Source organism: Streptomyces sp. NPDC048506 (genome assembly GCF_040651315.1).
Classification (GTDB): domain Bacteria; phylum Actinomycetota; class Actinomycetes; order Streptomycetales; family Streptomycetaceae; genus Streptomyces.
The window spans coordinates 41,373-54,805 of record NZ_JBEZIX010000011.1 but is presented as its reverse complement, the minus strand read 5'-3'; the positions used below and the strand labels follow the sequence as shown (position 1 = coordinate 54,805).

Below are 13,433 nucleotides of genomic sequence, written 5' to 3'. Positions count from 1 at the left end.
GCGACCCGAGCACCTATCGTGACCCGGCCGGCGGTCCAGAAGGCCGTTGGGACCGTTGTGAGGAAGAGAGAGCACCCGATGTCGCACCACGGATGGGCCGACGAGGGGTACGGCCCCGTCGCGGACGAGTTCGCCCGGAACTTCACCGAGCGAGGTGAACTCGGCGCCGCCGTCACCGTGTTCGTGGGCGGCCGCAAGGTCGCCGACCTGTGGGGCGGTACCGCCGACGACCGGACCGGACGGGCCTGGGAAGAGGACACCGTCCTACCGGTCATGTCCTGCGCCAAGGCGGTCATCACCGTCTGCGCCCTGCTGCTAGTCGAGCAGGGGCGGCTGGATCTCGACGCGCCGGTGGCCGCGTACTGGCCGGAGTTCGCGCAGCACGGCAAGGAGCGGATCACCACCCGTCATGTGCTCGCCCACACCGCCGGGATCCCGCTCGTCGAGAAGCGGTTGAGTTTCGCGGAGGTGACCTCCTGGACGCCGGTGATCCGTGCGCTGGAGGAGCAGCGGCCGCTCTGGGAGGCCGGCGACGCCTACGAGTACCACGCGCACGTCTACGGCTTCCTCGTCGGCGAGGTCATCCGGCGGCTCACCGGGCTCACCCCCGGTGCGTACTTCCGCAAGGCCGTCGCCGACGACCTGGGGTTGCGCACCTGGATCGGCCTCCCGGAGGAGGAGGTGGCGGGGATGGCCCGGCTCGTCGAGGCCGAGGGGCGGCCGGCCCTGCCGGACGCCGACTCGCTGCCCATGCGGGCGCTGACCATGAACGGCGTGCTGCCCTTCCCCGGCCTCGACGACCCCCGCGGCTACAACGCGCCCGCACTGCTGACCGCCGAACTCCCCGGTGCCGGCGCGGTCTCGTCGGCCCGCAGCCTGGCCACGCTCTACGCAGCGGTGGCGACCGGTGTGGACGGCGCGGCGCGGCTGCTCTCCGAGGACACCGTCGCCGACGCGGTCCGGCCGCTGTCCGGCGGCCCCAGTTGGTCGGGGCTCCCGGACTTCGGAGCACGCCACGGCTCCGGCTTCCTCCTCGACTCGCCGTTCCGCCGGCTGCTCGGCCCGCGTTCCTTCGCCAACAGCGGAGCGGGCGGTCAATTCGCCTTCGGCGACGACGAGTTCGGCGTGGGCTTCGCCTACACCGCCAACATGATGGGCGGCAGCGGTGACCAGCGGGCCGTGCGGCTCATCGGAGCGGTGCGGGAGTGCGTGGGCGCCGGGACGGCACAGTGAGCCGACGCGCCCGCGCGGAGGGCTGAGCGTACGGCCCGGTGGCGGCGGGGCTTGAGCGTACGACCACGGTGGCGGGGGCGGACTTACGCCCACGGTGACGGGGCTTGTGCTTACGGGCGCGGTGACGCGGCCCGTGCCTACGGGCGCGGTGGCGGGGGCTGCGCGTACGGCCGCGGTGGCGGGGGCGGTGCCGGTGGCGGTGCCTGTGGCGGTGCCTGTGACTACGGCCACGGTGGCGGGGCGGGTGCGCGTGGAGGGCGCGTCCGCCCCGCCGTGGTGGGCATGGCGGCCGGCGGCCGCACCGTGGCTGGTCGTCGGCTACTCGTCCGGGTCCGCGGAGGAGGCGTACTGCTCGGGATGCCGCAGCAGTGCGCCGATGTGGGCGGCGGCCGTGGACAGCCTGCGGCGGGACTCCTTGAGCTGCTCGGCCGTCACGCCGTGGTCGCGCGCCGCGTCCCGCAGGTCGTCGCGGAAGCGGTCCAACAGCCGGTCGAAGTCGCGGGTGGGGTCACCGCTGGTCGGCTCGTGCACCCACTCCGGGGCCGGCGGGGCCTCGGTCACCGGGCCTTCCTGGCTGCCGTCCTTGGTCAGGTCGATGCGCTCGACCGTCACCCGGGTCGCCCCGTCGGCGTCCCGGCCGCGACCGGCGCCCTCTCCGCCGGTGCCCCGGGCCTCGCCGGACCAGTCGCCGGTGAAGCGGCCGACCTCGCGGGAGACCTCGGACAGCGCCTCGCGCACCGCGCCGGACCAGTCGCCGGAGCGCACCGCACCCTGGGTCTGGTCCTGGATGCGCTTGATGACCCGTTGGACCTCCTCGTGGGCGAAGACCTGCGCGTCCCTGGCCTGCTTACGGGCCCGCTGGGCGTCCTGCCGGGCCCGCTTGCTCTCCTCCTTCGCCCGCCGCGCCTGCTCCTTCCACTCGTCCTTGGCGCGCCGGAACTCCTCCTTCGCCTGCCGCCAGGCCTCCTTGTCGCCGAAGGCGCCGTCGAAGTAGTCAGAGGCCTCCGGGAAGGGGCGGCCGGTGGCCTTCTTCCCGGGCCCCTCCTCGCCGGCGCTCCGCCCGGCCCGCCCGCCGGAGCCCGCGCGGGCGTCCCGGGAGGCCTCCCGGATCTCCCGGCGCAGATCCCGCGCCGAACCGCTCACGTCCTCCCGGATGTCGGAGGCGAGCGCGGCGACCGACTCCCTGATCTCCAGTTCCAGATCGGCCAACTCGCCGCCACGGTCGGCCAGTTCGGCCCGGCCGGCTTCGGTGATCGAGTAGACCTTGCGGCCGCCCTCGGTCGCGTGCGTCACCAGGCCCTCGGCCTCCAGCTTGGCCAGTCGGGGGTAGACCGTGCCGGCGGAGGGGGCGTACAGACCCTGGAAGCGCTCCTCCAGGAGGCGGATGATCTCGTAGCCGTGCCGCGGGGCCTCGTCCAGCAGCTTGAGGAGGTAGAGCCTGAGGCGGCCATGGGCGAAGACGGGGGGCATGCTCAGAGCACCTTCTTCTCGGCGGGCGGGTCGCTGGGGGAGTCCTCGGACGGGCCGGGGGCCGGTCCGCCGTCGGGGGCTCCGCCGAGGTCACCCCGCCCATTGTCCTCGTCGTCACGGGTGGGGCGGCGCACCAGGGTCAGGCTGCCGGAGACAGAGGTGACCTTCAGCGAACCGGTGCCCGCGCCCAGCGAGCCGGTGATCTTCTTGGTGCCCCAATGGCCGCTGACCCGCAGGTCGTCGAAGGCGTTGAAGACCGTGCCGGACGTGGTGTTGGCCTCCACCCGGGCGTCGGCCGGGTCGGGCAGCCGGATGGCGACCTCCCCGGAGACCGTCGTCAGCGTGATGTCGGCACCCTTCGCCGGGTCCAGGTCCAGGACCATGTCGCCGCTGACCGAGTCGGCGCGCACCCCACCGCCCGCGCCGTCGATGACCGTCAGATCGCCCGAGACGGAGTTGAACCGCAGGTCACCGGTGAGCGACTGCGCCTCGACGTCGCCCGAGACGGTGTCGGCCCGGACCGCGCCGGTGAGCCCGACGAGCGTGCTGTTGCCGGAGGCGCCGTGGACCTCCGTACGGCCGGAGATGCCGGAGACGACCGTGCTGGCACTGATCGCGCCCACCTCCACCCGGGTGTCGGCCGGCACCGTCACCGAGACCACCGCGCTGCGGTTCCACCCCCTGCGGTCGAGGAACTTCAAGAAGCCCTGCCACGGGAGGTCGTCGTAGCTGACGGAGAGCGTGCCGTCGGTGCAGGAGACGGTGAGCGGCGGGCCGTGCAGCTCGCTGATCTCCAGGCGGGCGGGGCCGCCGTCGGAGGTGCCGACGACGTTGACCGTGCCGCCGAACACGCGGACATGGAGCGCGGTGACGGGGTCCGTGATCTCCAGCGTGCGTGGTTCGGCCACCCGCATCGGATTCTGTGACCACGCGGCCTGAGCTGACATTCCTGGCCTCCCCTGGGTAGCCGTGCAACGCAACATATCGCGTCCTCGATAGACACGATATATCGCGGCTTGCGGAAGTCAAGCGGCTCCGGCCCTGACCTGCCCTTGTCGCTTCCCCTAGGGGTATCGCCTCTTCCGTCAGCCCTTCTCCGTTCCCCTCACGCCCCTCGCGCCCCTGCTGCCCGGCCCAGCCCGGCCCGGCCTGGTCCCGCCCGGTCCCGTCCGGTCCCGTCGGGTACGCCCGCCCCCGGTCTACTCCTCGTCCTCGTCGTCCAGCCGCGCCAGCCACGTGGCCAGCCGCTCCACCGGCACTTCGAAGTCCGGGTTCAGATCGACGAACGTGCGCAGCTGATCGGCGAGCCAGGCGAGGGTGACCTCCTCCTCGCCGCGCCGGTTCTCCAGCTCCTCGATGCCACGGTCAGTGAAATACACGCGCTCTCCACCAGGGGTCAGGGGACATTCCCGGCCAGGATAGGCAGGCCCACGGACCTCTCGCGCCACAGGCGCCCGGCGGCTAGCCTGATCACCTGTCAACGGTCCTGCGGCAATTGGGGAATTGCCGTCCAGGGGGAGCAGGAGGCCGTGATGCAAGATCGTGCGCAGCGCATCGAACTGCCCGACGGTACGGAGGTCTGGGCCCGGGTCTCCCGGCTGGACGCCCCCGGGCTCGACGGGGCGGACGGGGACTGGGCCGACGAGGATTTCGAGGACGTGGGCGCCTGGGACGCGCTCGGCGCCCGCGTCGAGGGGCTCCGCGAACTGGTCGGCGGGGTCGCGACCAGCGTCCGCCAGGCCACCGAGCGGGTCGCCCCGCACGAGACCAGCGTGACCTTCGGCGTGGAGCTCTCGGCCAAGCCGGGCAAGGCCATCGCCCTGCTCGCGGACGGCGAGGCGAAGTCCAGCCTCTCCGTGACGCTCACCTGGCGCCGTGACAACGGGGCCCCGTCGCCGGAGGAGCGACACCGAGCACCCGCCGACCGCCGGGAGCCCGACGACGCGGACCGCTGATGGCGCCCCCCGAGGCAGCCGCCGGCCGCCGCGCCGACCGCGCCCGGTACGCACAGCTCCTCGACCACGCCGGGCGCACCACCGTCGGACTGCGCGCCGCGCCGGACGCGACCGACGGCCGGCTCTGGGGCAGCGGTGTGCTGATCGCGCCGGGATGGGTCCTGACCTGCGCACATGTGCTCTCCGAACGCGACGGCCGGCCCCGCGGCACGGGCTGCGGCGGGGCCGCCGGGGCGATCGGCGTCGTCGGGGCCGCGTTCGGCGGCCGGGTGGTCGCCGCCCGCCCGGTGTACGACCTGAGCCGGCCCGCGCCGGAGGCCGGGCCCGCCGCGGCCCGCGCCGACCTCGCCCTGGTCCGCCTGCTCGACCCGGAGGCCCCGCACCCTTGCGCCTGGCTCAGCGACCAGCCGGCGACGCTCCTGGAGGACGCCTACATCTTCCGCGGCCACGAACAGCCGGGCGGGGCGGAACGCGTCATACGCGAGTCGGACGGCGGGCCCGGCGCCCACGGCACGGCCGGCAACCGGGGCGCCCCCGCCGCGCCCGCCGTTCCGGCGGAACCTTTCATCGCGGTCCGCTTCGGCGCCCGGGACGCCCGCGGGCTTCAGTTCGGCAGCGACGTCCGGGTGACGCCCGGGGCGTCCGGCGGGCCACTGCTCGACTGCGACCGCGGCGAGGTGGTCGGCATCGTCAAGGGCCGCCACCAGCAGGACCACGTGGGGCTCGCGGTGCCGGTCACCGCGCTGCGCGGGCTGGGCCCGGAGCATCTGGTCGCGGGCGCCGAGGGCCTCGGCCCCGACCCGTACCACGCGCTCACCGGCCTGCACGACCGCTGGCACTGGGCCGGCCAGGACCTCGGCCGGGCCGACGGGCCCACCTGGTTCGACGCCCAGCACGCGATCATGGCGGGCCGCGGCCGGCTGTGGGGCGTACAGGAGCGGCTTCAGGCGCTCGACCTGCTCGCCCGGCTGCCCGCGCCGCGCAACCCGCTGGCGGTGGAGGCGGCGGTCGCCGAAGTGCTGGAGCGCGGCGAGCGGCCCGGTGCCTGGTCGCTGCGCACCTGGCGGGACGGCCACGGCGCGCTCTACCAGGGCAGCGACCCGTACACCGAGCTGCGGGCCTTTGTGCACTATCTGCGGATCGTGGCCCAGGTGACCGCCGACGAGGTGCGCGACGTACCGGGCGAGCGGGCCGGGGCGGTACGCGAAGAGGCCGCTCGGCTGGCCGAGTTCGTCCAGGCCAAGGCGGTGGTGCTGCAACCGCAGGACCGCCGCAGGATCGGGCCGGTGCGCCGCCGGCCGCGCTCCGTGCTCGTCGAGTTCGAGCCGCTCTACTACGACGAGGGCGGAGAGGAGCTCTACAACTGGTCGGTCAGCGAGGGCTACGGCCAGGGGCAGTGGCTGCGGGTGGACGTCCAGGAGTCGGCCGGCGGGGTGCCCTTCGAGCGGGCGGAGGAACAGGTGCGGCAGCGGCTCGGCGGGCGGCTGCTGCGGGCCGACGGCGCCGCCGGTCCGGGCGCCCGGGTGCGCCTGGAGGTCGCCGTTCCCGAAGGGCGCTGGCACACCGCCGCCGGCCAGTGGCAGCTCGCCGCCTCGACCCGGCGCACCGCCCGGCTCCGCCCGGTGGGCCCCGGCCGCGCCGTGGTCCTGCGCGACCAGGGGCGGCGGCGCGAACCGGTCGACCCCGGCTGGCTGCGCCGCTGGCAGGGCATCACCGCCGCCCCCGCCCTGCGGGCGCTGCGCGTCCCGCCGTCCGCGGGCGCCGGCGCGCGCCCGGGCGCCGGCTCGGCCGAGGCGATCTGGCGGCTGCTGGAGACGGCGGACGACGGGGCGCTGCCCGCGCTGTGCCACACGGTCGCCGACGGGTTCGGGCTGGACGCGGTCGGCGCCGCCCTGGACACCGGCTTCCCGGCCGCACTGTGGCCGGCCCGCGGCCATGGCGAGGAGCGGGCGTGCGACGCCTCCTGCGAGGAGTTCCACCGCGGGGTCCGGGAGTTGGTGCAGGGCTCCGGCGGTGTGACCCGCCTTCCCGAACTGGTCCGGCAGCTGCGGGCGAAGGCCGCGGAGGCCGCCGAGGAGGGCACGCACTGGGCCCGCGACCTGGTGTTCCTCTACGACGATCCGCAGGACCCGATACCGCAGTTGTACACCGATCGGCCCCAGGAGTCGCCGCGATGAGGCGGTACGGAGCCGCCCCACGGCGCGCCGGGCGTCGCATGCGCCCCGCACGCTTCGCACGCGCCCGGCGCCCGCCCCCTGCCCCAGGGCGTGCGGCAGGTCAAGTGGCGTCCCGCGCACGGCACTTGAGCACCCAGCCGTGCCACGGCGTGAGACCGGAAACCGCCCCGTGCGCTTCCGTACGGAGGGGTACTGTCATAGCGTCGTGGAAGACTTGTTCGTGATGACGTAATGGCGTGAGTGTGCGTGGCGGACGCGGGGGAGGGCCGGGGCGGATGCCGACGTCTCCGGCGGCCCTCCGGTCCATCGCTCCTGACCGATGCCGGGCCGGCGACGAGGAGTTCCGACGTGAGCGACTGGCTCATCTACCGTGGCGCGGGGGCACCGCACGACGGAATTGAGCACCTTCCGCCGCCACCCCCATGGCGTGATTTCGACGGCGGGCCCCTCGTGGCGCCGCCCGCCCCGCTCGACCCGTCCTCCGAGCGCAGGCTCGGCGTGCAGCACCGCGAGGCCAGCCACCACCGCCCCGGTGAGACCGAGCGCGAGCTGGTCAACGCCGCGCTCTACCTGCGCAGGCCGCTGCTGGTGACCGGTGCGCCGGGCAGCGGCAAGAGCACCCTGGCGCACTCCGTCGCGTACGAACTCGGCCTGGGCCGGGTGCTCGGCTGGCCGGTCGTCAGCCGCAGCACGCTCCGCGACGGCCTGTACGACTACGACGCCATCGGCCGCCTCCAGGACCTACAGATAGCCCGCGCCGCCCCGGACGCCTCCGGGACGGGTGCCGCGGCCGCCGGCGGTCCGACCGGCGAACCCGGCGGCGGCATCGGCCGCTACATCCGCCTCGGCCCGCTGGGCACCGCGCTGCTGCCCGCCGCCCGGCCCCGCGTCCTCCTGGTCGACGAGCTCGACAAGAGCGACATCGACCTGCCCAACGACCTCCTCAACGTCCTGGAGGAGGGGGAGTTCAGGATTCCGGAGCTGGAGCGGCTGGCCGGATCCGCCCCCGAGGTGGAGGTGCTCAGCGACGACGGCGCGCGGGTGACGGTCCGCGACGGCCGGGTGCGCTGCCGCGCCTTCCCCTTCATCGTCCTCACCAGCAACGGCGAACGGGACTTCCCGGCGCCCCTGTTGCGCCGCTGCATCCACCTCCACATACCGGTGCCCGACAAGGAGCGGCTCGCCGCCATGGTGCGGGCCCACTTCGGCGAGGGGGCCGCCGAGCGCTACGAAGCGGTGATCGACCGCTTCCTGGACCGCGAGCCCGGCGATGTGCGCGCCGTCGACCAGCTGTTCAACGCCATCCACCTCACCCAGCGGGCGGGCTGGACGGACCAGGACGAGGAGGAGACCCGACGGCGCCTGACGGCGGAGCTGATGCGGCCTCTCGATCGGACGAGGTGAGTGCGGTGCCGCCCGGGGAGCCCGGTACCGGCCCCCTCGACGAGCTGGTCGCCCGCCTGACGGCGGCGGGGCTGCCGGCCGACGCCCGCTCGATGGCCGACGCCCTGTGGCTCGCCCAGTGGATCACCCCGGGCGAGCGGCCGGCCGAGGGGACCGGGGGCACCGGCCTGGGCCGTACCGACGGACCGGACCGTACAGATCCGGCCACTTTCCGAGTGGGATCGACCCCGGAGGATCCGGCGCGTGGCGGCGGACCGCCACCGCCCGGCAGCGCCCCGGAGGCGCCGGCGGAGGACGACCCCGCCCTCCGGAACATCGCCCGGCGCCGGGCCGCCGACCTGCTGCCCGCCCAGGACGAGCGGTCCCTCGACCCGGACCGCCACCGCCTCGGCGAGATCGCCGTCCCGATCGCCTCCGCCTTCCCGGGCCTGCTGCCGCTACAGCGCGCACTGCGCCCCGTCCAGCGCTACCGCCCGCCGGCCGCCCCGATCCGCCGCACGCTCGACGAGCCCGCCACGGCCGAGCTCTCCGCCCACGCCGAAATGATCATCCCGGTGCTGCGCGGGGTGCACCGCCGCGCCGCCGCACTGCGGCTGCTGATGGACGGCTCGTCCTCGATGGCCGTCTGGGAGCAGATGCTGCACGACCTCCGCCAGGTCTGCGAGCGGGTGGGCGCCTTCCGCGACGTCACGGTGCACTACCTCCACCCGCACGGCCCGGACGTCGGCGTCACCGTGGCCCCGGGCCCCGGCCATCCGCTGCGCCCCGCCGACCAGCTGCACGACCCCACGGGCCACCACCTCACCCTCGTCCTCAGCGACTGCGCCGGCCCCCTCTGGCGGGACGGCCGGATGCAGCGGCTGCTCTACCGCTGGGCGGCCGACGCCCCGCTCGCGGTCGTCCAGCCGCTGCCCCAGCGGATGTGGGGGCGCACCCTGCTGCCCGCCGTCGCCGGCACCCTCGTCCGCCGCCAGGGCCCCTACCAGGCCCTCGACTTCACCCCCGCCAGACGCCGCCGGCGGTCCCCCGCGGGGCCTGCCGCAGCCGTCGGCGCACCGCCCGGGGCGCCGCGTGAACGCGCCGTACCGGTGCTGTCCGCCACCCCCTCCGCCCTCAGCTCCTGGGCCCGGCTGGCCGCCGCCGACGCCGGCCTCTCGCTGCGCGGCGCCGCCTCCGTCGTCCGCGCCGACCACGGCGCCGGAGCCCCGGCCGGCCCGCCGGCACGGCCCGGACCCGGCGAACCGGCCCGGATGGTGCGCGAGTTCGACCAGCAGGCCTCGCCCGCCGCCCGGCTCCTCGCCGTCCACCTCTCGGCCGTGCCGCTGGCCCTGCCCGTCATCCAGCTCGTCCAGCGCGCGATGCTCCCGCAGACCGGCCCGGCCGAGCTGGCCGAGGTGCTGCTCAGCGGACTGGTCGTGCAACTCCCCGCCGAGGAACGGCTGTCGGAGGAGACGGCCGCGGCCACCGGCCCCTGGTACGACTTCGTGCCCGGCGTCCGCGACGAACTCCTCGGCCGGCTCAGCGCGGGCGAGGCAGCCCTGGTCCTCAAGCACTGCTCGCTCTACATCGAGCGCACCTTCGGACGCAGCGCCCGCAACTTCCCGGCCGTCGCGGTCGCCATGCTCTCCGGCAGCGGCCGCGAGCCGGAGAGCGGCCAGCGCGCCGTCCCCGAACCCTTCGCCCGGGTCTCCGAACGCGTACTGCGGCGCTTCGAACCGGCGCTGCGCCCGCCCGACCGGCGCCCGTACGCCTCCGACGGCCCGGCCGCGGAGGGCGCGGCCCTCCTGGAGCGCTACGAGCAGGACCGCGCCGTCCGCGACCTGATAGCGGCCGTCCGCCTGCTGCGCGCCGCCACCGAACGCCTGCCGCTGGCCGGTACCGACCTCGCCCGCGCCCTGCTGCACGCCTGGACGAAGTGGCGCCAGCCGGACGCCCTGGAGGAGGCGGAGCGCGCGGTCCGGGCCGCCGAGGCCGCCGGCGGGGACGACGCGACCGGCGAGGCCGAGCGCACCCGGGCGCTGATCGTGCTCGGTCGGGTCGCCCACGCCCGGGCCCGCGAACGCCGCTCCGCCGGCACCCCGTCCGAGGAGCGCACCGCCCTCACCGAGGCCGCCCGCCATCTGCACGCCGCCTGTGGACTGATGAGCCTGCTCGACCCCCGCGTCCTGGAGAGCATGGTGCTGCGCACCGAGGTCCTGCGGAGGCTGGCCGCCCTGCCGGAGCCGGCCGCGGGCCAGGACCCCCTCGACGAGGCCGAGCGCTCCCTCACCACCCTCCTCGACCAGTGGCCCAGCGGCGAGCAGGTCCCCGGAGAGGCCTATGCCGCCCGGGGCGCAGTACTGCTCGACCAGGCCCGGCGGGTCGCCGACCTCCCCCTGGCCCACACCCGGCAGGGAACTGCCCCCACCCCCGGGAGCCCGCGCTCGGCGGCGGCGCTGGCGGTCCGCGCCGCCGACGACCTCGACACCGCCACCGTCCTGCTGCGCCGCCGCGGCAGCGCCGCCGACCGACTGGTCTGCGAGACGCTGCTCGACCTGGCCGCGGCCCGCCAGCTGCACGGCGGCGCGGCACTGCCGTCCGTGCTGCCCACCCTCGAACGCGCCCGGGAGATGGCCCACGCCCTGGACGACCCGGTCCTGGAGGCCGACAGCCTGCGCCGGACGGCCGCCGCCCAGCGCGCCGTCCACACCCGCACGGGCGCCCCGGCCGCCCTGGACGCCGCCATCGCGGCGCTGGCCGCCGCGCTCCGCCTGACCGTGCCCGATTCCCCCGAGCACAGCTCGCTGCTCGCCGAACGGGGCGCGGCACTGCTGCTGCGGGCCCGCCTGGAGCCGCCCGGTGCCGGCACCGGCTCCACCGGAGCGGCCGGTGCCGCGCCGCCCTCGGAGCTGGGCAAGCGGCTGGCCAACGAGGCGGTGCACGTGCTGCGCGAGGCATTGGCCAGGGTCGCGCCGACGGACCCCGACCTCGGCAGCCACCGGCTGCTGTTCGGCCGCGCCCTGCGGCTGCGGTACGAGCGCCAGCCCTCGCTCGCCGATCTGCACGAGGCCGACTGGGTCCTGGAGCTGGCCGCCCGCGGTGCGGACGTCCCGGACGCGGTCTGCGCCGAGGCCTGGCTCGAAGTGGGCGACGTCCAGCTGCTGTTGGACCGCCGCTTCGACTCCCTGGAGCGCCACGACCGGGCCGCCGCGTGCTACCGCCGGGCCGCCGCGGCCGCCGGCCGGGCCGCCGCGGCCGCCGGCCGGGCCGGCAGCGCCGTGCTGGCCGCCCGCGCCCACCACCGACGCGCCCAGGTGCTGGAGGTCACCGCGGGCCCCCGCTCCGCGCTGCACGCCTACCGTGAGAGCTGGGAACAGTGGCAGCACGCCGCCGAGGACACCGGCCCCGAGGCCCAGCGCACCCGCGCCCGTATGCGCGCCCTGGAATCCACCGCCTGAGCGCCCGGCGCCCCGGTCGGCTGCCTGGCCGTCCGCCGCCCACCCGTGTTTCCGTGGACGGGAGTTCGGGAACACCACCGTCCAGCCGGCCAGAGGAGAGCAGCGTGGCGACCACCCCCCGCACCGAACCGGCCACGACCGCCCTGTCGGAGCCGTCGGCGGAGCCGTTGCCGGACTTCGCCGGGGTCGATGTGGCCGTTCTGGCGGCGCGGACGGACCACACGGTGCTCGGGGACGTGGCGGCGCTGCTGCTGCGCAACTGGCCCGCGGCGGAGGACGCCGTGGCGTACTACGAGGACGGTCCGGGAAAACTCCTGCACTGACGAGCTCGGGGAGCCCTCCCGCCGTTGCGGCGTGCGGGAGGTGGTTTTTGGGCAAACGCGCAAGGAAACCGGCCAGTTGTCACGGGAATTCGATTCTTCGATCGAGGGCCGAGTCATGTACCAGGAAAAGGGCGGGAGTTGACGGCGGGCGTTGTCGAGACGTCGGCCCCGTACCTCGATGCAGGCGTACGGGGGCAGGGGGCGGCGCGGTGGCGGGAGAGACGACCGACCGGACCGCTGTCGTGCCCTTCCGGCAGTTCGTCCTGAAGGTCCACAGTCGCTGCAACCTCGCCTGCACGTACTGCTACATCTACGCCGGCCCCGACCACAGCTGGCGCACCCGCCCGCAGACCGTGCCGCCCGCCACCGTCCGGCAGACCGCCTTGCGCATCGCCGAACACGCCCGCGCCCACCGACTGCGCGAGGTCCGCATCGACCTGCACGGCGGCGAGCCGCTGCTCACCGGCCCCGGCCCGTTGCTCGCCCAGGCCGCCGCCGTCCGCGCCGCCCTGCCGCCCGGCTGCACCGCCGACTTCGGCGTACAGACCAACGGCACCCTGCTCACCCAGAGCATGATCGACACGCTCGGCGCGGCCGGCTTCCGGCTCGGTCTCAGCCTCGACGGCGGCACCCCCGGACTCAACCGGCGCCGCCTCGACCACGCCGGACGGCCCTCCTGGCCGGCGGTCTCCCGCGCCGTCGACCTGCTGCACGAGCGCCCCGACACCTTCGCCGGCATCCTGTGCACCATCGACGTCACCGCCGACCCCACGGAGGTCTACCGCTCGCTGCGGGCACTGGACCCCCCGATGCTCGACTTCCTGCTGCCGCACGCCAACTGGTCCAGCCCTCCGCCGGCCACCGCGGGGAGGAACCCCCGGTCGGCCCCCCTCGGGCCGGCCGGCCGCACCCCGTACGGCGACTGGCTGTGCACCGTCTTCGACCTGTGGTGGGACGGCGGGCCCGGGCCCCGGGTGCGGGTGTTCACCGAGATCCTCGGTCTGCTGCTGGGCCGCCCCAGCTCCAGCGAGGCGGTCGGCCTCTCCCCGGTCGTCGCCCTGGTCGTCGACACGGACGGCGCCATCGAACAGGTGGACTCGCTCAAGTCCGCCTACGAGGGCGCCGCCGCCACCGGACTCGACGTCTTCCACCACAGCTTCGACGAGGCCCTGGCCCACCCCGGCATGGCCGCCCGCCGACGCGGCCGGGACGCGCTCGCCGCCCAGTGCCGGAACTGCGCCCTGGTGGAGGTGTGCGGCGGCGGGAACTACGCCCACCGCTACCGCGCGGACTCCGGCGGGTTCACCAACCCGTCCGTGTACTGCGCCGACCTGGAACGCCTGATACGCCACATCGCCGCCCGGCTGGACGCCACCATTTCACTCAACTGACCGGCACCCAACATGACCTGACGCACTGTCGCCATGCGGAGCG

The 13,433-nt window shown here is 75.4% G+C and carries 10 protein-coding genes; 7 read left to right on the top strand and 3 right to left on the bottom strand.

Annotated elements, in window-relative coordinates; genetic code table 11:
- Positions 1-78 precede the first annotated feature (78 nt).
- Complete coding sequence (locus AB0C96_RS11125; RefSeq protein WP_362915983.1) at positions 79-1,233, top strand: serine hydrolase domain-containing protein; 1,155 nt, start codon at positions 79-81, stop codon at positions 1,231-1,233.
- A 318-nt stretch (positions 1,234-1,551) separates the two neighbouring features.
- Here the strand turns inward: AB0C96_RS11125 and AB0C96_RS11120 are convergent, their stop codons facing one another.
- From AB0C96_RS11120 to AB0C96_RS11110, 3 genes are all read right to left on the bottom strand, one after another.
- A complete protein-coding gene (locus tag AB0C96_RS11120; RefSeq protein WP_362915981.1) occupies positions 1,552-2,703 on the bottom strand; it encodes a helix-turn-helix transcriptional regulator in 1,152 nt (383 codons plus the stop codon).
- A 2-nt stretch (positions 2,704-2,705) separates the two neighbouring features.
- Complete coding sequence (locus AB0C96_RS11115) at positions 2,706-3,650, bottom strand: DUF4097 family beta strand repeat-containing protein (RefSeq protein WP_362915979.1); 945 nt, start codon at positions 3,648-3,650, stop codon at positions 2,706-2,708.
- A gap of 252 nt (positions 3,651-3,902) precedes the next feature.
- Positions 3,903-4,082, bottom strand: coding sequence for a DUF6104 family protein (locus AB0C96_RS11110; protein WP_362915977.1), 180 nt, complete (start codon positions 4,080-4,082; stop codon positions 3,903-3,905).
- Positions 4,083-4,235: 153 nt separating this feature from the next.
- On the opposite strand from AB0C96_RS11110, the gene AB0C96_RS11105 reads away from it, so the two are divergent.
- From AB0C96_RS11105 to AB0C96_RS11080, 6 genes are all read left to right on the top strand, one after another.
- The gene (locus tag AB0C96_RS11105; protein WP_362915975.1) at positions 4,236-4,658 is read left to right on the top strand and encodes a CU044_2847 family protein; all 423 of its coding nucleotides are present in this window, start codon (positions 4,236-4,238) and stop codon (positions 4,656-4,658) included.
- A complete protein-coding gene (locus AB0C96_RS11100) occupies positions 4,658-6,835 on the top strand; it encodes a trypsin-like peptidase domain-containing protein (protein WP_362915973.1) in 2,178 nt (725 codons plus the stop codon). The genes AB0C96_RS11105 and AB0C96_RS11100 overlap by 1 nt, the downstream gene beginning before the upstream one ends.
- Before the next feature lie 348 nt (positions 6,836-7,183).
- The gene (locus AB0C96_RS11095; RefSeq protein ID WP_362915971.1) at positions 7,184-8,239 is read left to right on the top strand and encodes a MoxR family ATPase; all 1,056 of its coding nucleotides are present in this window, start codon (positions 7,184-7,186) and stop codon (positions 8,237-8,239) included.
- A 5-nt stretch (positions 8,240-8,244) separates the two neighbouring features.
- Positions 8,245-11,676 (top strand): SAV_2336 N-terminal domain-related protein, encoded by a 3,432-nt coding sequence (locus AB0C96_RS11090; RefSeq protein ID WP_362915969.1) that lies wholly within the window; start codon positions 8,245-8,247, stop codon positions 11,674-11,676.
- Between the two features lie 104 nt (positions 11,677-11,780).
- A complete protein-coding gene (locus AB0C96_RS11085) occupies positions 11,781-11,999 on the top strand; it encodes a YxD-tail cyclophane-containing RiPP peptide (RefSeq protein WP_362915967.1) in 219 nt (72 codons plus the stop codon).
- 209 nt (positions 12,000-12,208) lie between these two features.
- Positions 12,209-13,390, top strand: coding sequence for an FxsB family cyclophane-forming radical SAM/SPASM peptide maturase (locus AB0C96_RS11080; RefSeq protein ID WP_362915965.1), 1,182 nt, complete (start codon positions 12,209-12,211; stop codon positions 13,388-13,390).
- Positions 13,391-13,433: the final 43 nt, after the last annotated feature.